The 19,208-nt window shown below is 41.2% G+C and carries 19 protein-coding genes; 11 read left to right on the top strand and 8 right to left on the bottom strand.

The features are described 5' to 3' along the window. Positions 1 to 2: 2 nt before the first annotated feature. Positions 3 to 1,580, bottom strand: coding sequence for an AraC family transcriptional regulator (locus RBH95_RS01255; RefSeq protein WP_307900927.1), 1,578 nt, complete (start codon positions 1,578 to 1,580; stop codon positions 3 to 5). 251 nt (positions 1,581 to 1,831) lie between these two features. Between RBH95_RS01255 and RBH95_RS01250 the strand changes: the two genes are divergently transcribed. The 7 genes from RBH95_RS01250 to RBH95_RS01220 all read left to right on the top strand — a co-directional run bounded on the left by RBH95_RS01250 (position 1,832) and on the right by RBH95_RS01220 (position 7,169). Beyond that, a complete protein-coding gene (locus tag RBH95_RS01250; protein WP_307900926.1) occupies positions 1,832 to 2,167 on the top strand; it encodes an L-rhamnose mutarotase in 336 nt (111 codons plus the stop codon). A gap of 5 nt (positions 2,168 to 2,172) precedes the next feature. Next, a complete protein-coding gene (fucP, locus tag RBH95_RS01245; RefSeq protein ID WP_307900925.1) occupies positions 2,173 to 3,441 on the top strand; it encodes an L-fucose:H+ symporter permease in 1,269 nt (422 codons plus the stop codon). A gap of 217 nt (positions 3,442 to 3,658) precedes the next feature. Beyond that, a complete protein-coding gene (locus tag RBH95_RS01240) occupies positions 3,659 to 4,345 on the top strand; it encodes a hypothetical protein (RefSeq protein WP_307900924.1) in 687 nt (228 codons plus the stop codon). 253 nt (positions 4,346 to 4,598) lie between these two features. Continuing rightward, positions 4,599 to 5,429 (top strand): TraB/GumN family protein, encoded by an 831-nt coding sequence (locus tag RBH95_RS01235; RefSeq protein WP_307900923.1) that lies wholly within the window; start codon positions 4,599 to 4,601, stop codon positions 5,427 to 5,429. Positions 5,430 to 5,647: 218 nt separating this feature from the next. Continuing rightward, positions 5,648 to 6,088: a lipocalin family protein gene (locus RBH95_RS01230; protein WP_307900922.1), complete on the top strand. Its 441-nt coding sequence runs from the start codon at positions 5,648 to 5,650 to the stop codon at positions 6,086 to 6,088. A gap of 96 nt (positions 6,089 to 6,184) precedes the next feature. Then, entirely contained in the window at positions 6,185 to 6,538 is a 354-nt protein-coding gene (locus RBH95_RS01225) for a lipocalin family protein (RefSeq protein ID WP_307900921.1), read from the top strand. Positions 6,539 to 6,590: 52 nt separating this feature from the next. After that, a complete protein-coding gene (locus tag RBH95_RS01220) occupies positions 6,591 to 7,169 on the top strand; it encodes a hypothetical protein (protein WP_307900920.1) in 579 nt (192 codons plus the stop codon). 103 nt (positions 7,170 to 7,272) lie between these two features. On the opposite strand, the gene RBH95_RS01215 is transcribed toward RBH95_RS01220, so the two are convergent. The 3 genes from RBH95_RS01215 to RBH95_RS01205 all read right to left on the bottom strand — a co-directional run bounded on the left by RBH95_RS01215 (position 7,273) and on the right by RBH95_RS01205 (position 10,852). Next, positions 7,273 to 8,436, bottom strand: a complete 1,164-nt coding sequence (locus RBH95_RS01215) for an adenylyltransferase/cytidyltransferase family protein (protein ID WP_307900919.1) — start codon at positions 8,434 to 8,436, stop codon at positions 7,273 to 7,275. Between the two features lie 175 nt (positions 8,437 to 8,611). Continuing rightward, positions 8,612 to 9,577 (bottom strand): DUF4421 family protein, encoded by a 966-nt coding sequence (locus tag RBH95_RS01210; RefSeq protein WP_307900918.1) that lies wholly within the window; start codon positions 9,575 to 9,577, stop codon positions 8,612 to 8,614. A 171-nt stretch (positions 9,578 to 9,748) separates the two neighbouring features. Continuing rightward, the gene (locus tag RBH95_RS01205) at positions 9,749 to 10,852 is read right to left on the bottom strand and encodes a histidine decarboxylase (RefSeq protein ID WP_307900917.1); all 1,104 of its coding nucleotides are present in this window, start codon (positions 10,850 to 10,852) and stop codon (positions 9,749 to 9,751) included. A 149-nt stretch (positions 10,853 to 11,001) separates the two neighbouring features. On the opposite strand from RBH95_RS01205, the gene RBH95_RS01200 reads away from it, so the two are divergent. Next, on the top strand, positions 11,002 to 11,463 hold the full coding sequence (locus tag RBH95_RS01200) for an Lrp/AsnC family transcriptional regulator (protein WP_307900916.1): 462 nt from the start codon (positions 11,002 to 11,004) through the stop codon (positions 11,461 to 11,463). A 134-nt stretch (positions 11,464 to 11,597) separates the two neighbouring features. Beyond that, positions 11,598 to 13,646 carry a M13 family metallopeptidase gene (locus tag RBH95_RS01195; RefSeq protein WP_307900915.1) on the top strand — a complete coding sequence of 683 codons (2,049 nt, stop codon included), beginning with the start codon at positions 11,598 to 11,600 and terminating at the stop codon, positions 13,644 to 13,646. 86 nt (positions 13,647 to 13,732) lie between these two features. On the opposite strand, the gene RBH95_RS01190 is transcribed toward RBH95_RS01195, so the two are convergent. The 3 genes from RBH95_RS01190 to RBH95_RS01180 all read right to left on the bottom strand — a co-directional run bounded on the left by RBH95_RS01190 (position 13,733) and on the right by RBH95_RS01180 (position 16,377). Continuing rightward, on the bottom strand, positions 13,733 to 14,320 hold the full coding sequence (locus tag RBH95_RS01190) for a FecR family protein (RefSeq protein WP_307900914.1): 588 nt from the start codon (positions 14,318 to 14,320) through the stop codon (positions 13,733 to 13,735). A 119-nt stretch (positions 14,321 to 14,439) separates the two neighbouring features. Next, positions 14,440 to 15,906: a hypothetical protein gene (locus tag RBH95_RS01185; RefSeq protein ID WP_307900913.1), complete on the bottom strand. Its 1,467-nt coding sequence runs from the start codon at positions 15,904 to 15,906 to the stop codon at positions 14,440 to 14,442. Between the two features lie 45 nt (positions 15,907 to 15,951). Continuing rightward, positions 15,952 to 16,377, bottom strand: coding sequence for a MotA/TolQ/ExbB proton channel family protein (locus RBH95_RS01180; RefSeq protein WP_307900912.1), 426 nt, complete (start codon positions 16,375 to 16,377; stop codon positions 15,952 to 15,954). Between the two features lie 181 nt (positions 16,378 to 16,558). Here RBH95_RS01180 and RBH95_RS01175 point away from each other — a divergent pair, with 181 nt between their 5' ends. Both RBH95_RS01175 and RBH95_RS01170 read left to right on the top strand, forming a co-directional pair. Continuing rightward, positions 16,559 to 17,623 (top strand): sensor histidine kinase, encoded by a 1,065-nt coding sequence (locus RBH95_RS01175; protein WP_307900911.1) that lies wholly within the window; start codon positions 16,559 to 16,561, stop codon positions 17,621 to 17,623. A 3-nt stretch (positions 17,624 to 17,626) separates the two neighbouring features. After that, positions 17,627 to 18,343, top strand: a complete 717-nt coding sequence (locus tag RBH95_RS01170) for a LytTR family DNA-binding domain-containing protein (protein ID WP_307900910.1) — start codon at positions 17,627 to 17,629, stop codon at positions 18,341 to 18,343. Positions 18,344 to 18,377: 34 nt separating this feature from the next. Here the strand turns inward: RBH95_RS01170 and RBH95_RS01165 are convergent, their stop codons facing one another. Beyond that, positions 18,378 to 19,157, bottom strand: coding sequence for a hypothetical protein (locus tag RBH95_RS01165; RefSeq protein WP_307900909.1), 780 nt, complete (start codon positions 19,155 to 19,157; stop codon positions 18,378 to 18,380). Positions 19,158 to 19,208 lie beyond the last annotated feature (51 nt).

The following is a 19,208-nucleotide window of genomic DNA, read 5'->3' as shown; positions in this document are numbered from 1 at the left end:
TGCTAACTGTTGCTTAATTCTTCGCTTCGCTCTTCCCGCAACAAATTAATATAGGTTGCCGGCGGCATGCCTACAATACTTTTGAATACCGTAGCAAAACTGCTATGCGACGAAAATCCACACTCATCTGCCAAGACACTGATCTTATAGTTGATATAGTTAGGATCGTCTTTCAACTTTTCTATGATATAATTGATTCGAAGCTTATTGATAAACGTATTGAAGTTATCGTTATAATGTTTATTGATAATTTCGGACAAGTACTTGGTATTGGTTTCAAATTGCCCAGCCAATACTGCAATAGACATATCTTTACTCAAAAATTTACGAGTATTCTGAAATTTCTTTAATTTGGACAACAGTGCCTTTTCCGTTTCCTCCGGAATCACCAACTTTTTAGCTGTTTTGCGTTTTGCTGGTTTAATCTTTGCCAAATTGGTGCGGTTAATCTCCAAATACCGAATAATTTCCCCTAAGCGCCTTCTTTTATAAAAGCTCCTTAGCAGTACCAACACACCTATCCCTACCACCAACAAAAATACGCCCACGGCCATATAGATATATTCAGTATACCTTTCCTGAGCCGCCAAAATTGCAGCTTGGTTCTCTTTCCCTATAAGGTTATATAAGGCATTTACTGCATCGCGCTCTTTATTCTCTACCTCCTTATTGAGCAACAAAAACTCATAATTATAAACTTTATGCTGACTGTTTTGTCCCCAGGACAGATAGTTTAAAGCCAATTCCTTGCTGATATCCTTCAACACAGAACTATTGTCCAAAACTTCCGCAAACTTTTGAGCAATAAATAAAGTTTCCTCACTTTTGGCGTAAGCCCCCTGTAAATGATACAAACTTCCCATCGCTTCAAAGGCCATGGCTTTATTGAACAAATTATTACTTCCCGACGTATCTATCAAATCCAAGGCACGCTTAGCTTCCAGAAAAGCTTCACTATAGTTAGCAGTTACTTTTAGTACTTGGGATCTTACTAAGTGATAAGCGATTTTATCTTCTGAGGAAGTATTTAATACGGTTTGATAATCCTGAGCAATTTGATTTAAGAGTACAACAGCTTTGGCTTTATCCTCTTTCAAGGTTGTGGCCACTTTATCCAATTCCAGTCTAAATTGCAGAGAATCCCTTGTAGTTTTCGAGCTTACTCTATTTATCCAGTTTGGAATATCCTTTCCATAGGTCGCTACCGCACCATTCAACTGTAGTTCGCGTAGTAATTTAATTTTAAAAACACCAATGGCCGCCCTATTGCTAAAGTCTTGTTCCGGCACTTGTTCACTGGCCTTAAACAACCATTCTGCAGCTTGTTTATAATCGCCCTTTACCCAATAACATTTAGCCAACAGCAATCCCATCTCTGCCTGGATCCCATCCTCATCCTCATGACCTTTTATAATAACTTCTGCTATTTTAATAGCTTCTTCCGGATTGGAATACACCAACTCATTAGCCTTAAGCTGTAGGTCATCCTGTTGAGCATACAGAGCAGTCGCCCCAATAACACTCCACAAAAGCCCTAGGGCAAAGGTGATGGTATAAAGGCGTTTAAAACACAATTTCATTGGCTTGCGTAGTCTGATCTGTTATTATTTAGTTATGGTGCGCTACAAATATAGGTTTAAATAGATAATTTCTCACATCTGTTTTTACGACTTACCCCTATCTCCCGCCTACTAAAGAAATTCTTATAAAAAAGCTTTCCTTTTTTGCAGTCCATATATAGTCGTTGCCATGCCCTTTTTTTTACGGAAACATTGAATTTATACTATCTTTATCCACACAAGCACTACGGACCAAAATAGTAACGCCATCCATGACCTATTGTTTTACCTTGGATTTAAAACCTGATCCAAAGCTCATTGCCGAATACGAACGTTGGCATACCCCAGAAAACATCAAACCCGAAATTGTTGCTGGCCTACGCAGTATTGGCATAGAGAACATGCAAATTTTCCGATGGAACACCCGTATGTGCATGGTCGTAACGGTGCCCGACGACTTCAATTGGGACGCTCAAATGGCGAAACTTGCCCAAATGCCAGAACAACGCGAATGGGAACTCCTTATGGACGCCTACCAACAGCGCCTCACCGACGGCGAAGAGAAATGGCTTGAAATGACCCCAATTTTTAAACTTACCGATTGTTAACTCACATGAATAATACCACCAAAGCAACTGTTGTTGCGCCTAAATATGTATTACCCTTTATTTTATTATCCCTTTGCTTTATGGGCTGGGGTATTGCCAACAATTTAACGGATCCCCTAGTTAAAGTTTTTAAGGCGGTGTTTGGAAACCTCAGCACCTTCCAAGCCTCCCTCATTCAGTTTACCTTCTACTTTGGGTATTTCTGCATGGCCATACCAGGTGCACTTATCTCTCGCAAATATTCCTATAAAACTGGTGTATTGGTAGGTTTGGGGCTATATGTAGTGGGCTGCTTTTTATTGTACCCCTCAACTCTGTTTCAGGAGTTTGTGTTCTTTTGCCTGTCCTATTACATTTTAGCCTGTGGCCTTGGTATTTTGGAGACCAATGCTAACCCCTACATGCTTAGCCTAGGACCAAAAGACACCGCCACCAAGCGCTTGAACCTTGCCCAATCCTTCAACCCTGTGGGCTCGGTAATTGGAGTTCTGATGTGCCAAATCATGATTATGGCTAAAATGCCTTTGGATGCCGAAGGCAATATTTCCATAGAAGCCTCACAAATTCAGGAAACACTTAACATTGTTATTTTCCCCTACCTCTCGGTGGCAGGCGTATTGGTATTGGTATGGATTTTAATTGCCGCTACCAAGATGCCGAAAGAGGCCAGCCCCAACCAAAAAGTGCGCATGAGGCAGACTTTTATAAAACTCTTTAAACAAAAGAACTATCGTTTTGCCGTGATTGCACAATTTTTCTATGTGGGTGCACAAATTTCGGTGTGGACCTATACCAACTTTTACATTCCTGAAGAACTGGCCACCACACAGGAAATGGCATTGCAGTACCATACTTTGGCCCTCATCCTCTTTGGGGTGTTCCGTTGGATCTTTACCGCTCTTATGCAACGTTTCCGTCCGGAAAGCCTCTTATTGGTATCGGCAATTATCGCGACCATCCTTACCTTGAACGTCATCGTTATTGGTGGCCTTGTGGGTGTGGCCTCGCTTATTGGCATATCGGCCTTTATGAGCTTAATGTTCCCTACTATTTTCGGGATGGGTTGCGAAGGATTGGACGAGAACGAAACCAAGGTAGGCTCCTCTGGCCTTATCATGGCCATTTTGGGTGGCGCAGTGCTGACTCCCGTACAAGGTGGACTTCTAGATGTGTTTGGAACCGCCTATTCCTACCTTCTCCCTTTAATTTGCTTTATCGTGATTGGGGCGTATGCTTGGTATTATAGAGGACTGGAGAAGACAAGCAACCTATAACATCTATTTATACCTCAATGGAATAGACAACCCTATAGGCACTATAGGGCACATTAAAATCCCCCCTTTGAAGGGGGACCAAGGGGGATTTCAACACAAGCTATAAAATCACAAAGCGGCAGAAAGCCTAAACACGGCAACACCCTCATTTCCAAGATCATTTTATTTGTAAGAAAATTACATATATTAGTGTCCATCACTTAAAACACCAACCTCAATGAAAAAATCGTTTGTACTTATTGCCCTTTGCACTTGTTTGTTCTCCTGTAAAACTGCTTTGGTAAACCTCCTTATTAAGAACCCAAAGGTTGAAAATACCGAAACCATAAAAGCCTTTCAGCAGAAACACGAGTACCCAACTACCAACTCTTTAATCCTTGTGGCAGATACTACAGCCATTCTTAAAAGTATGTTCAAAGGGCTCTCCTCTGGTTATCAAATTTTCAATTCCAAAGGCGAGCTATTGTGTTACAACGGACAATCCACTTGTGGGGGCCAACAATTCATGGAATTTTTAAATACAAATTCCACAACTTTCACCCCCTGCGAGGATAAAAACCTCACCCTTGATGCGGTATTGGCACAAACCTATGATATAAACAACCAACCCGTACAAAGGGAACAATTTGAAAATACCGATTACTATATCGTGAGCTATTGGGCCAAATTTATGGGAGGCAAACGTGGCTACGAGGATGCCGTTTTGTGGATGGAAGAGGAACTGGCCAAAAACACTACCGACACCAGTGTAACCTTCATTAAAATCAACACCGATTTACAGGAAAGCTGGGGCTTGAAAGCAGGCGAAAAGGTAAGACTCAAAATCAAGCAAAAGGACAACTCCATGAAGCTTAAAATTTCTGAACTACCTTATAAAAATAAACCAACAGAAAGCAAAAGCTAAGGGAATATCCTGTGAGCAAACACATTCCCCTTTAAAGGGGAACTAAGGGGGTGTCCTTTTAAAAACAAATGAACCTACATTACTACCATAGACTCCATTCAAAATACCGGTTCCTAACATATATTTATCTATCTTAGAAGTCAGTCACAGCAATCAACACAACACATTTCTTAAAAACAACTTGGTTTACTGCATGAAACACTCCTTCTTCATTCAGCTTTTTATTTGCATAATCCTATTACCTTGGAGTATTATGGGGCAAGCAAGCCCTAAGGGAGCAGACATGACTACCGGCACCATCCTTTTTAAAGTCACCCATCCCAAGAGTCAACAGATATCCTATCTGTTTGGTACCCACCATGCCTTCGGAAAATCATTTTTTGACACCTTAACTCCAGCTAATAAAGCCTTAGCTTCCTGCAATGTATTAATAAAGGAAAACCTTAACCTCCCAGGACACGAAGCACAGGACATCATTAATGCACGCAGCAGCACAACCTCATGGAAATCCTATTTAAACAAAGACCACCTAGACTTTGTAAATACCCTTTTTGCCAACAGCCCCACGAACTACCACAAAATGACGCCTACAGAACTATATGTATTCCTGAACAGGCATTTTAAAGAACAAGTATGCCTAAACAAGGACGGTACAGACACGCACCTGTCCTTAGACGATTATATAGGCTCTATAGCAGAAGACCTCCAGCTAAAACTGATAGGATTGGAAACTACCGAGGCACAAATTGCCCTCATCAACAAAGATGTAGAAGGCATGCCTAAAAAAGTACATAAAAAACGATTGGCCAACATTATTAACATGCTAAAAACCCAAAACCCTAACAACTGCCAAGAAACCGATTGGTATCGCCAAATGGACATAGATTACCACTATGATATACCCTGCCAAAACAGTTTAATCCTTACAAACAGAAACGAGGCATGGCTTGCAAGCATTACCCCACTTTTGGAAACCAACAATTGTTTTATTGCCGTTGGACTAAGCCACTTAATGTACCAATGCAGCCTTATTGTACAACTGCAAAACCTTGGCTATTCCATAACTCCTATTTTGCTAAAGTAAGCTCTCCGCCTGCACTTGCACCCCGTTTTTTCTGAAAAAGCATTCTTAGTCTAAAAATCCCTTAGAGCAGCTTTTACATACTTCATAAACTCTTTGGAAATTGCAATTTAGGCCCATAACTTATTATAATTTTTGTAAGTTTACCCCTATAATTTCAGAAATCAATATTATCGAATTAAATATAATCAATACCTCTACCTAACTTAACTATTCACAAAATGACCAACCTATTTAAAAACTTAACCATAATCCTAAATTTAGTATTAATAACCGCCTGTAGCAGCGATGACAGCCAAGACAGCAACTCCTCTGTAGACCCACTTATCGGAACATGGCAATATGTAACACAGTTTGAAAATGATGTTCAATATACAGCGAACGACTGCAGCCCTTCAACCATAGTTTTTACCCAATCTGGAAATAGAACAGATGCCTATTATGACACAAACAATACCGGAGACTGCGTTGTAGTTGACACGGTAAACATGACTTGGCAACAATTAAATGATGGTACATATCAGTTCACCCAAAATGGCTACTCTTTTTCTGAAACAGTATTGTTTTCTGAAAACAATAATACCTTAACGTTAGAAGACACGGATGAGGATGGAAATGGCAATGTAATTACCTATAGTTTTATATACACAAGAACTGAATAGGTATTGAGCCTCTTTTCGACACTCGCCATTAGGTCATTGTCTATAAATTCAAATAAACAACATAAAGCAACCCTTAACCAAACCAAAACCTTCCCTATGAAAAAACTACTTGTGCTCCCTTTAGCGCTTAGCTTATTCAACTGCAACTCTGAAAAATATGAATTACTCAACGGTAAATGGAATTGCCTCAGTTGGACCATAGAATCCAGTGAAGACAACCAATGCAGCAACAATGTCTATTTTATGTTTTCGCCAAACAAGACCTACAGCTCCAAAATTGGTAACCTGGAAGAAAAGGGACATTTCATATTATCTGGAGACAAATTAATCTGCACTCCTGAAGGCAAGATGGATATAGGTGTTGAAATAAATACCCTTACTACAGACACCTTAAGATTCACTATGAACAGAAGTGGCCAAAAAGAAGTAATCACTTTACTAAAGGAATAACTGCTTACTTTCCTTTTTAACATTTTCATTAGTCACATAAAACCAAGAAAGCATGAATATTCCAAAATCAGGACTTAACCAAACTATCTCAAAATCATTTTACTTAATATGTACAATTATTCTTTTCACATCATGTAGTTCAGATAGCGCTGAAGATTCTATCCCAATTTCCAACAACATTGAAGTAGACATACTTGGCACTTGGTACCTAATACAGCATAGCTCATCAAATAGTATTGCCCAAACGGGCACTACCATTACCTCAGCAGGCAGTGACTATAACTACACCATTGAATTTACTGATAATCCAAAATACATTAATACAAATGGAAACTATACTGTAAACATGACGGAAACAACTAGTGACAACGAGAGTAGCAACTATACGTATATGGTGAATTCCAACGAAACACAACAAGAAGGATTTCACATTGGTGAATGGAGTATTGTTGATGGAAATTTAATTACTAGAGTATACGACAATGATCCTTTTGGGCCTGGTTCTTATGAACAAACAACTGAAATCCTTGAGTTAACGACCAACAAACTTGTTCTTAAAACCGATGATTCACCTTCAAGTTCCGAAAACTATACAGTAACAGGTAACACAACCCTAGTATACGAAAGGTAATCATACAATTCAAGAATATATCCTACCTACCTCTAGAATTCCCCCTTTGGAGTGGGAATAAGGGGGATTTTAACCAACAAAGGAGCATAATTAACAATCCGTATTACAACGACGCCTTTCTTCTAATATTAATACGCATGGTATCTTCTATAGGAGTTTCAGACACCAAAATCAGGTAACCACCACCGCCAGCACCGGCAAGCTTCCAAGCAAGGGCTTTGTCTTTGTATTTGGCAATTTCTTTGTTCACTCGTTCGTTTACCATGGCTGGGAACATGGTGGTTTGCGCATTAAATGATTTTAAGAAGCCTTCGGCAAAGGCCTTCAGGTCGCGTTGTTTGATAGCCTCCCAAACTTCATCGGCAGCCTGGGCAAGAGCCTTTACATGGGTTTCGTCTATGTAGGTCTCATTTAGTAAATCCAAGTCCTTTTCCCGCGGCCAAAGCAATACCATACTAATATGAGCCTCCAACCAAGACAAGGTTGCTTCATCATGAATGGATTCAAACTTTAGGGGCCAATAAGCGTTATCATAATAATGTCTTACCAAACCGGGCATACAGATTCCTATGGCATCTTGGGCTCCTGAAATAAGGGTAGATCCCGGTGTATTTTCAAACTTAAACAGAATTTCCGCCAACTTTTCGGGTTTCTCCAAGGGCAAATAGTAAGGCCATATCTTTTTGGCAGCATTACGTGTGGAGGTAGACATTCCGCAACGCTCATTATATTCCACAATAGGTTCCAAAGACACGGTCAAGGCCCAACCTGGATGATATTTGGACACATAAGGCTGATCTATCCAAGTACCCGCCAAATCGATTCGGTACGGAAGGGAACAGTGCCCATTGGTGCGAATTGCTGTAGTAGAACGTTCCGGCAAACCAGCATCTGGTGTACGGCGCAATACGTGAAGCTCGATATTGAGCTCATTGCACAGTTCTTCCTTGGCTGGGGAATACCCATCTTCATTCACCACAAAAAAATCAGGTTGCAACTGCCTTAGGTCGGTTTCAAAATCCATCATCCCAGACCCTGAGTTTACAAAGGCTTCCTTCACATATTTCACGGCATTGATCATATACAGGCGCTCCTGCTCCGAATTGATCGTATGACGTCCCTTTAGTTCCCTTATGGTACTATCGGAACCAATACCAACATACAAATCGCCAAAAGAAGCGGCTTCCTTAAAAAATGCAATATGCCCACTATGCAGCATATCGAAACATCCTGATACAAATACCTTTTTATTATTGGTTGTGCTCATAGATTTAATCCCTAATAGGGTTTGGATTTTGGTGTTAAGAGTCGGCAAGTTATTTTATTTGCGGCAGTCTGGCAAGCCACACGAGTAGGGGTTTAAGATGCTTTTTTCTACTTTTGAGACTTCCATACTTTACTGAAACCCTTAATCCCCTCAAGCCAAAGCACCTAAAAAAGCGCTACATATTCAACTTATACCCAAAAGACAATTTCGCCATAGAAAGGTTGAAACGATAATTGTGCCCAAAGTTCAGGGAATTGGCATACATGCCCGTTTCATACATCAAGTTGATATAATAGCGTTTCACACTATAGCTCAAAGCAAAACTGGCATCCAATTTATACAACATTGGTGTAGAACCACGACGGCTACCGTCTTCCAAGGTCACCCTATTATCAATGATGGCAATACCCGGCATCAGGTTACAGGTAGCTATAATATTCTTAGGAAGTACAAAGGCACTCATTACACCGGTCAATAATCCCAAAGCACGTCCACTATACCGTTTAATATTGTAGACATCGTCGTAGTATAAGGCTACATTCTCAGGAAAAATGGAAGTGTCCGAATCAAAATAATCAAACATCACAAAGGAACCAATACCTCCAGTAATATAAACATCCTTGTTTTTGGTTGGCAATCCTGCCTTCAACAGAGAATATGAAAATTCCACATCCGAGAAGGTGTATAGGTGATTGAAGCCAAGTGTCCTGGACTTAATATCAAACCGGAACTCATTGGGCTCACCAAAGTCGTTTTTCACATTAAAACCATTATAAATCTGCAAATAGGCGTTCAGATAATTGCGTTTTTTAAATATAATGGTCCCCTGTGCATCAAAGCGTTTGGTAACTTCTTCCTGACCATTTTTAATATTAATAGCCAAATCCAACAACACCTTGCTATTGGCGACACCTACCCCTACGCCAAATCGGTTCTTCGGGACATATCTGGTCTTAAAATCTTCATTGGAAATCTTAAAGCGCTTCACCTTATAGTTTGAAAACAGCCTAAGGGAATAATTCTCAGGATTGTGGTCTATAAACAGGGAGTCTATCGCTTTTCGGAATTTAGTCCTTTGTCCTTGCGCATGAATGGCAAAGGACAACAATACAACAACAAGTAGAAAAAAGCGTCTTCTCAAGGGTATAGGATCAATTATTAGGTGTGTTTCCAAAGGTAGCATAACGCAAGCACGCATACAAGAGCTGAATGACATCCAAAACGCAACAATAACAAAACCTCTTCCAGATTACAGATGAATCAAGAAGAGGTGTGTATAAAAAGATTCTTTACTAAAATCGTACAGCCAATACTAACTAGCCTTTAATCTCTCAAGCTGAAGATCCTTTACAAAGGCATCTATTTGAGATTTTTGAAGACCAGGAACACATATAACATGGGCTATAGCGCCTTCTGAAGCTAATTGATAATGCTTACACAGCACCTCTGAAGGTTTTTCCAATACGACTGTTAAAGCATCGTTATTCCTCCAAGCCTTTATTCCTATGGCTTTTAACCGCGATTCGGTATAAGCGGCCAATTCTTGACATTGTCGTACACGTTTGGCCAAGCCATCCTTTCCAAACTTATTAATAACATGCCACATAAAGAGGGGCGTTAACCCATTTCTAGATCCCGTAATCGTAGTATCCATAGTACCTACGTACGAAATGGAATTGGCAATTCGGTTACGGTGCTGGCGCTTCACAATGACTACACCACAAGGTATAGGACCTCCCAAAAACTTATGGCCAGAAATAGCAATACTATCAATACCTTCAGAAAAATCAAATTTTGGTTTGGGGTCCACAAAAGGAGCAATACTACCTAAAAATGCGGCATCACAATGAATGTAATAGTCCTTAATGGCATATTGACGAATAATGCGTTTTATTTCATCCAATTGATCTACAGCTTCGGTCATAGTGGTCCCAATATTTAAAAAGAAAATAGCAGGCAAGTCCCGACGCAACATAACAGATTGTTCTAAATCCTGATAATCAATCTCTCCATTCTCCTGACTGCGTATCACAATATTTTTAAGGTTCAGCAAGTGCAAATTCTTTTTAACACTATAATGCGTAGACTCACTATAATATACCACGGCACTGGGAAAACGCTCTCTAGCCAAATACAAACCGTATAAATTTCCTTCGGTTCCACCATTGGTAATATACCCCCAAACATCTTCCATGTTGGAGGAAAGGATGTCTGCAAAAAAGGCAATACATTCCTTTTCAATATCCTTGGTATCAATTGCTAAAGTAGAAGGCGACTCAGGGTCCCCAACATTGTTTAAACACACATCCAAAAAAGGCGCAAACTCCTGAAAGGAAAAGTCCTTCGCCAAGGGATACCCCAAAAATTTGTTGGTATTATTGGATATTCTTTGCAACTCATCATCTATTCTATTCATAACCATAATTTTCTGATACAAAGATAATTATAAAGCAATTATTTACACTATAATCCAAAAAATCAGTATATTATACTACAAATGGGCTCACAAAAAGAATTTACTGCCTAATTTTATTTAAATCGAAGCCCTCTATAAAAATATATTCCATGATACGCCTTGATGACATTGACCGAATGCTTATAAACGAATTACAAAACGACAGTAAACAGTCCATAAAACAACTCGCTGAAAAGGTAAATCTATCGATTACACCGGTTCATGAGCGATTGAAAAAGATTGAAGCCAGCGGATTGATCCAAAAATATGTTGCCATAATTGATCCTGAACTAGCCGAAAAAAACCTTATTGTGTATTGTCAAGTTACCTTGGCCAAACATCAAGAAGCCGATTTTGAAAAATTTGAGGCTTATATAGATTCATTGGACGATGTATTGGAAGTGTCCTATATTGCCGGTAATTACGACCTATTATTAAAAATTCTATTAAAAGACATGAAGGCCTACGAGGATCTCATCCTACGCAACATGTCGCGTTTGGATATCATTTCACATGTTCAAAGTTCTTTTGTAATCAGACAAATTAAAAATGAAACCCGCATAAAGCTGTAACTTGTATATAACCATAACATTTACAGCTACTCTCCATTCAAACATCCACAAAAAACCCTATATTTAAACCCCTGAACTACAAAACACTACATTGTTTGGTTTCTAAAAAAATTGTCCAACCTAAAATGTGACGTATGAAATCAAAAATCATCCACTCATTTACAATCCTTGCCTCCTTCCTATTGATAACCAGCTGCAAAACCGAAGTCAAAGAAACGGCAACAACGTCAGAGCCACTAAAATCAGGAGTTTTAAAAGAATACATGGATACTTCCGTAAAACCGGGAGATGACTTCATGAACTATGTCAACGGCAATTGGATTAAAAACACCGAAATTCCCGCCGATAAATCCTCCTATGGCATTGGCTATATTGTTCATGAGGAAGCCGAGGAAAACGTGAAAACTATCATTGAAGAATCGGCCAACAATGGCTTTACCTTGGGATCGGACGAGCAAAAAGTAGGCGACCTTTACAAATCCTATATGGATATGGACAACCGAAACAATTTGGGCATCGCTCCACTGCAAAGCGAATTTGATAAAGTAGACGCCATCACCAACTATGACGAATTGGCCACCTATTTTGCCTATGCCAACAAATACGGCATTAGTGTTCCCATAGGCCTTTTCGTATATCAGGATTTAAAAAACCCTACCATTTACACGGTTTACACTGGGCAATCGGGTTTAGGCCTCCCTGATCGTGAGTATTACCTTAGCAACGATACCCGCTCCAAAGAAATTAGAACCAAATATGTAGCCCATATTGCCAAAATGTTTGAACTAGCAGGGCTAACCAACGGAAAAGAAGCCTCCGAGACCATCATGGACCTAGAAACCAAACTGGCCAGCAAACAGATGGAAAAGGAAAAAACCCGGGACTTGGAGAGTTTATACAACATGTTCCCTATGGACACTTTAGCCAACATCATGCCCAATTTTAATTGGTTTGGGTATTTGGAAGAAGCTGGCGTCCAAAATGAAAAAAACTTAGGAGTGCTCATGTTGGATTACACCAAAGCCTTAGACAAGATTATTACTTCAACCAGTCTCGACACTTGGAAAACCTATTTAAAATGGGGCATTATCAATCGTAATGCCTCCCGTTTAAACGAAGCCATGGACAAACAAAACTTCGCCTTTTACAGTACCGAATTACGCGGCACTCCCAAACAACGCCCGCTATGGAGAAGAGGCGTATCAACCGTAAACAATACCATTGGGGAAGTGGTAGGTAAGGTGTATGTGAAAAAGCATTTTTCGCCCGAAGCCAAAGCCAAAATGGAAACCTTAGTGGACAATCTACTTAAAGCTTATGAAGAAAGCATCAAGGAATTGGACTGGATGAGTGCCGACACTAAAAAAGAAGCCTTAGATAAATTAAGCAAATTCACCCCAAAAATTGGTTACCCAGACAAATGGAAAACCTACGATATAGAGATCAAAGCCGATGATCTTTTTGGTAATTTACATCGTGCCGCCCTTATGGAATACAACAGGGAATTGGCCAAACTAGGCCAACCCATAGACAAAACCGAATGGAACATGACCCCACAAACGGTGAACGCCTATTACAACCCAACCTTGAATGAAATTGTCTTTCCTGCCGCCATCTTACAACCGCCATTTTTTGATTTGGAGGCTGAAGATGCCGTCAACTATGGTGCTATCGGTGCGGTTATTGGCCACGAAATAGGACATGGTTTTGACGATATGGGAAGCACCTTCGACGGGGATGGGCTCATGCGCAATTGGTGGACCGATCAGGACAAGGAAGAATTTAAAAAGCGAACCGCAAATTTGGTGGCCCAATACAATGCCTTTGAAGCCCTACCGGATGTATTTGTTAATGGTGAATTCACCCTAGGCGAAAACATAGGAGATTTGGGTGGCCTATCCATTGCTTTAAAAGCATATCATATCTCTTTAGATGGTAAAGAAGCCCCTGTATTGGATGGCTTCACAGGAAATCAACGTGTCTTTATAGGTTATGCACAGTCGTGGAGAAACAAAATGAGAGATGAAGCCTTACGCATGCTAATAAACACCGATGAACACTCACCTGCCAACTATCGTGTAAATGGAATCGTGAGAAATGTTCCAGAGTTTTACACCGCCTTCAACGTACAGCCTACAGACTCTTTATATCTCTCACCTGAAGAGCGCGTTAAAATTTGGTAGACCGTTTTAAGCTTTTTTGATTTTAAATACTAGAAGATACGTTCAAGCTTCTGTTCTCAAAGAACAGGAGCTGGAATGTATGGTGTTTACCCAATCTTCTTAAGCTCCTTCTTGAGCTGTTTACCAAACTTGCGAGACTCCTTTTGCAGTTGCTTACCGCCCTTTTTCAATTCTTTTTTTAAGGCCCTCAAATCTTTAGAAAGTTGCTTGGTCCAGTGTTGGTGTTTAAATTCTGCCTTGCCCATTTCAACGCCCTTTTTAACATCCTTCAGAAAAGCCTTTTGACCACGCTTTACATCTTTTACTGCTTGACTTGTTTTTAATTGCACAAGGCCTTTTTCCACCTCCACTTCCAAAGCTTCTACTGTGGCTTTTACATTAAACTCCGTTCCCAATACCTCAACCATACCATATTCAGTAGTTACCGTAAACGGCACCGCGCCCTTCTCCACAATATAAAACACTTCTCCTGTTTGGGTAATGGCTCGCTCCTCAAATCCCTCATCATAACTAATAGAGCTATCACTGTTCAACAAGGCAATGGACCCATCGGGCAGACTCACTAGCTCCAATTCACCTGCATTGGTTTTGATGGCTGTGTTGCAAGACTGCAATAAAAAAGCCAACACACATAAGGATAAAAAAATTCGTTTGGTGGAGAAATAAGTTTCCATAAGCTAAGTAAATTTAACAGATGACAGGAGTTATCTTCAAAAGGGCAAAAACTAATCCTACCCTTTCATTTCGACCTAAAAATAAACAAACCCAAATAACTTTTCAGTCTAAAAACAACTTATCGTGCTTCCCCTCCCTCATAAACCCGCAGTTCCAACAAGTCATAAATAGCACTAAGCTTTTCAGGCTCAGTATTGGGCAACTGCTTTAAATGCGTATCAAAAAAAGACGTGACGAGTGCACTGGTAATTTCCATGCCTTCATAAGGATTGATAGTTCCAGTGCCAGCCAACGAGGGCACCGGCACCATAAAGGGAATATCCATAAAATTGGGATGCCCAGACTGTAGGAGTTTGCACTCATAAAACAAATCTTGACTCTTATGCGCATACACATGGGCATTGATATCTTCATGCTCTGCAGGCCAATCGGCAGAAAGATAAAGATACGGCACATGGTAACTGCTGTCAATCATAGTCCCCCACTGAATCCCATCCAAATTGGCCGCTGCCTTTATGCGCTTGTCGTTCATGGCCACTTTCCCTGCCGCACCACCTCCTACCGAATGCCCAAAAACCCCAAGCCGCTCCAAATCCAAGGCTCCTTTTAGTGGTCCTTTGGCATTCCATTCCTCCAATAAATCTATGGTGCCTATCATATCCTGAGCCCAGCGTTCTTGAATAGCGCCTTCAAAATAATCCTTGATAGCCTCCCTAACAATAGGATGCCGCTCCTCATAATTCAATCCTTGTTTAAAGGCGTTGGCAATCGGTTCTATAGTCGCCATGGCATTGGCCGAAATCCTTCTTTGGTAGTCATAATCAAAAGAAGCAGAGTGCCCATCCGGAAAGCTCACACCCAAACTTTCATAAGTATGGTTCATATTCACAACAATATATCCTTGACTGGCCAGCTCCGATAACAAGGCATAATACCCCGTGGCCTTCGAACCATACCCGTGCGAAAACAACACCACAGGAAAGCGTCCATGAGCCACCGAAATCCCCGGATATACATACGTCTGCACCTTATCCAAATAATCCAAGGCCACTGGCGGCAAACCGTATTTGGTAGCAAACCCCGCCCGGCTTGCCTGGTCCACATAAGGTTCTGATTTCATATTCGTGATATCCGCCTCACTGGGGTACCAAATCTTATACAGCAGTTCCCTTTTATCATTGGGGTCTTCGGTAATTTCTTCGTCCCTATCGGTCTGCTCATAAATCAAGGCCATCCCCACTTGATAGGAGCCTCTCGGTTCCGGTAACGAAAACACCGGCAATACCATAGGCAACACCCATCCTATTACCAACAACAAACACAACAAAACATATCCAAGCCCTCGAAACCAAGAGAACTTTACAGAGGCAAAACCATCCACCGCCTTCAGCCGCCACGCTACAAGAACCAACAACACATAGGCCGGGACCATTTGCCAGCGCCACCCTTCTACAATCAAGTGCAAGGCCAACAACACACATAAAAACAATAAGAGATAATCGGCATGGATTCGGCGCAGCAAAGGACGCTTCACAAAGGGCAATAGGGTGACTGCCGCCAACAGGAGGATTTCAAAAATTCTCATAAACAATAAAGAAGCTCTAATTAAAACAAAGCGAAGACAAGCAGTTTAAGCCTTAGGCTCTTGGTTGGCTATCAAACCTCTCAACACCAAAATGCCCAAGCGGCAAACCACAAAGGTAAACAGGCCAAAAGTAGCCGTAAGCAAGGACACCTTTAAGCCACCAGCAAAAATAGCAGGTTCGGCATCGCCCATGGCTTCTATGGAATCAAAGGCCATAATCAAACCAATAATGGAGCCCAAAAAGCCAATCACCAAGCCCAACAGGCTGCTATCAATAGCCAAACGCAGCATTTTTTGTGACTGCTCCAAATGGCCTTTCAAGCCCATAAAGCCTTTCGCTAAAAAGAACAGCGACATCACAAAACAGACTAAAATAAGCGACATCATAAGCGGTCCACCTTCATTAAAGCGATCTACAATAGAGCCAAAGATTAAAAAGCGACTGAAAACATACATTGCTAAAGGGTTCATAACGTTCGTTTTTTGAATGAATACACCCCAAACTTACGCCATACAGGCACAAGATAATCCAAAATGCGACGAACAACCAAATTAGCTCCCAATATAACCGCTGGTCGAATCCCCCGCTAAATTGGTCATCCGTCTACAAAAGCAACCATCCTGCCAAAAAGTGTTGTATCATTGTAGGGTAATGAGCAGCCTCCTTTCAAAACAAATCCTTTTAAAAGCCTTGGCGCGCAGCCTTAAGCACCTCCTATTTTGGTGCTTGGTCCTGCTGTTCTTTACCTATTTCTTTGGCTCACAAAGCAAAGATTTCCACAACGCCCTACTGTTTTCGGCTTTTTTAATGCCCATTACCATCGCCACCACCTACGTGTCCATTTACAAACTCATTCCAGAGTATTTAATCCCCAAACGATACGGCAAATTTGCATTGTATAGCTGCTACACGCTCATCATTTCGGGCTACCTCATCATGCTCTCCATTTTCTTTAGCCTGATCTATCTGGCCCACTTCAATTACAACGAGATGAACCCCGTTACCAAAAACATCATCCTGGTAACCTCTGGCGTATATTTAATTGTCATTTTGGTAAGCGCCTACAAACTCTTGCAGCTTAATTTGGAACATGCCGAAAGAACCAAAAAGCTCCAAACCCAAATTCTGGAAACCCAACTAAAGCTCAAGGAACAGGAACTGCAGTACCTTAAAATGCAAATCCATCCCCACTTTCTGTTCAACACCCTCAACACCCTGTACGGCTTTGCCCTTAGAAAGGCTGACGAAACGCCAGAAATGATCCTAAAGCTCTCCAACCTCTTGGATTATTTGTTATATCAAGCCGACAAACCCTTCGTACTTCTAACAGAAGAAATAGAGCACATTAAAGACTATATCGCTTTAGAGGAAATGCGCTTCAACGAAACCCTGAAGCTGCAGTTCACCAGCAACAACATCCCCGAAACCCTCACCATGGCCCCCATGGTATTGGTGCCCTTTGTTGAAAACAGTTTTAAGCACGGGGCCCTCCACCAAGGCAAGCTCCATATCAACATCCACTTGGAGTGCCAGGGCCAAACCCTGTATTTTAACATAGACAACACCCATAAAAAAGGGCATACCTCCTCCAAAAAAGGCATCGGACTGGAAAACATCAAAAAACGACTTAATTTATTGTATAAAGACAACTACACCCTGCATATCCAAAATGAAAGTGATATTTTTAAGGTGCAGTTACAACTACAGTTACACTAGCACGTGCACAACCAAAACACCATATCCTGCATCATTGTAGATGACGAAGCCATTGCCAGGGAAGTCATCCAGACCCACCTGTCCAAAATCCCCAATATAAACGTGGTGGCCAGTTGCAGCAGCGCCATCGAGGCCTTTCAGTGCATTCGTGAACAGGAAGTAGATGTGGTGTTTCTGGACATCAACATGCCAGAAATATCTGGGATTGCCTTTGCCAAGTCCATCAACAAAAACATCAAGATCATCTTTACCACCGCCTATAGAGACTATGCCGTAGAAGGCTTCGAGCTCCAAGCTGTAGATTACCTCCTAAAGCCCATTTCCTTTGATAGATTGTTAAAGGCCGTCAACAACTATTTTGAAACCCATACCCAAAACACCCCTAGCCCATCAGCACCAACAGAAGCACCCAACTTTATGTTTGTTAGGGCCGACAGACGCATGATAAAAATAGATTTTGAAGCCATTACCTATATTGAAAGCTATAGCGACTACCTTAAAATACATCTGGGCAACCAAACCATCGTCACCCGCGAAACCATTAGTGCTATTGAAGCCAAACTGCCCTCAGAGAAGTTTTTGCGTATCCACCGTTCCTACATCATCGCCATCAAGCACATTGCCTCCTTTACCAACGACGAAATCATCGTTCAAAACAAGGCCCTGTCTATCAGCCGTAGCTATAAAAAAGAGGTATTGAGTGTGTTGGAGCGGTTTTAGAATAATTATTTGAATGCCTTTAGACTGAAAGCAACTAGTCAGCCACACCATCAAAACCTCCGGAATCAGTATAGCCGCCACCGTAGTCACTGTAGCCACCGCCATAACTATCCCCGCCTCCAAAGTCATCATAGCCTCCAACATCATCGGAATCATAGTCATCATACCCAAAATCAAATTCAAAGTCATCATCGTAATCGTCAAAATCAAACTCGAAATCATCAACTTCGTCATAGGTATCATCCGGCAGGCTAAAATCCCTATCGAAACCATTGCGGTAATAAACCAGTACAGGGATGGGCCTTCCCTTAAGTCGTCTTTTAGTCTCCTTAATAGATATACGCTCCAATTCCCGCTTTCCAAGACCTACCCAAACCCTTTTATCTGGGCAATTGGATTTTGGAAACCCATAAGTGTAGTGCTTGCCATCAATAACATACTCCTGAAACACACGATACCTCCCATTCTCAAAACCGGATGTTACCACTGCTTTAGAGCCTAGTTTTTCTTTAGGGGACACTTCTTCCTTAGGGGTTGATTCCGTTTTAGGACTTATAACTGTTGGTGTAACGTTTCGGGCTGCAATTGCAATGGCCGCCAGTTGCGCCTCGGCTTCTTCAGCAGAAACAAGACCTCCCTCTTTTGTTTTCTCACTAGATAATACGACAGTACTTTCGGAAGCATTCCCTGCCCCTACTGTAGACTTAGTATCTCTCTTAGTCGCCTTTTCTTTACTCTGCGTTTCGTTAGGCTTTAAAATTGCAATAATCCAAAACAACAGGGTAACGACCGAAATTAACAACAATCCTATCATATACTTCCTATTTCAACCGAAACTCTTTGGAGCAATCAAAGCACCAACGGT

Source organism: Mangrovimonas sp. YM274 (assembly GCF_030908385.1).
Taxonomy (GTDB): domain Bacteria; phylum Bacteroidota; class Bacteroidia; order Flavobacteriales; family Flavobacteriaceae; genus Mangrovimonas_A.
This window is presented reverse-complemented; position numbering and strand designations above follow the sequence as displayed.

Coding starts and splice junctions, on each gene's coding strand:
- RBH95_RS01255 (WP_307900927.1), bottom strand. CDS start 1,580: ATGAAATTGTGTTTTAAACGCCTTTATACCATCACCTTTGCCCTAGGG.
- RBH95_RS01250 (WP_307900926.1), top strand. CDS start 1,832: ATGACCTATTGTTTTACCTTGGATTTAAAACCTGATCCAAAGCTCATT.
- fucP (WP_307900925.1), top strand. CDS start 2,173: ATGAATAATACCACCAAAGCAACTGTTGTTGCGCCTAAATATGTATTA.
- RBH95_RS01240 (WP_307900924.1), top strand. CDS start 3,659: ATGAAAAAATCGTTTGTACTTATTGCCCTTTGCACTTGTTTGTTCTCC.
- RBH95_RS01235 (WP_307900923.1), top strand. CDS start 4,599: ATGGGGCAAGCAAGCCCTAAGGGAGCAGACATGACTACCGGCACCATC.
- RBH95_RS01230 (WP_307900922.1), top strand. CDS start 5,648: ATGACCAACCTATTTAAAAACTTAACCATAATCCTAAATTTAGTATTA.
- RBH95_RS01225 (WP_307900921.1), top strand. CDS start 6,185: ATGAAAAAACTACTTGTGCTCCCTTTAGCGCTTAGCTTATTCAACTGC.
- RBH95_RS01220 (WP_307900920.1), top strand. CDS start 6,591: ATGAATATTCCAAAATCAGGACTTAACCAAACTATCTCAAAATCATTT.
- RBH95_RS01215 (WP_307900919.1), bottom strand. CDS start 8,436: ATGAGCACAACCAATAATAAAAAGGTATTTGTATCAGGATGTTTCGAT.
- RBH95_RS01205 (WP_307900917.1), bottom strand. CDS start 10,852: ATGAATAGAATAGATGATGAGTTGCAAAGAATATCCAATAATACCAAC.
- RBH95_RS01200 (WP_307900916.1), top strand. CDS start 11,002: ATGATACGCCTTGATGACATTGACCGAATGCTTATAAACGAATTACAA.
- RBH95_RS01195 (WP_307900915.1), top strand. CDS start 11,598: ATGAAATCAAAAATCATCCACTCATTTACAATCCTTGCCTCCTTCCTA.
- RBH95_RS01190 (WP_307900914.1), bottom strand. CDS start 14,320: ATGGAAACTTATTTCTCCACCAAACGAATTTTTTTATCCTTATGTGTG.
- RBH95_RS01185 (WP_307900913.1), bottom strand. CDS start 15,906: ATGAGAATTTTTGAAATCCTCCTGTTGGCGGCAGTCACCCTATTGCCC.
- RBH95_RS01180 (WP_307900912.1), bottom strand. CDS start 16,377: ATGAACCCTTTAGCAATGTATGTTTTCAGTCGCTTTTTAATCTTTGGC.
- RBH95_RS01175 (WP_307900911.1), top strand. CDS start 16,559: ATGAGCAGCCTCCTTTCAAAACAAATCCTTTTAAAAGCCTTGGCGCGC.
- RBH95_RS01165 (WP_307900909.1), bottom strand. CDS start 19,157: ATGATAGGATTGTTGTTAATTTCGGTCGTTACCCTGTTGTTTTGGATT.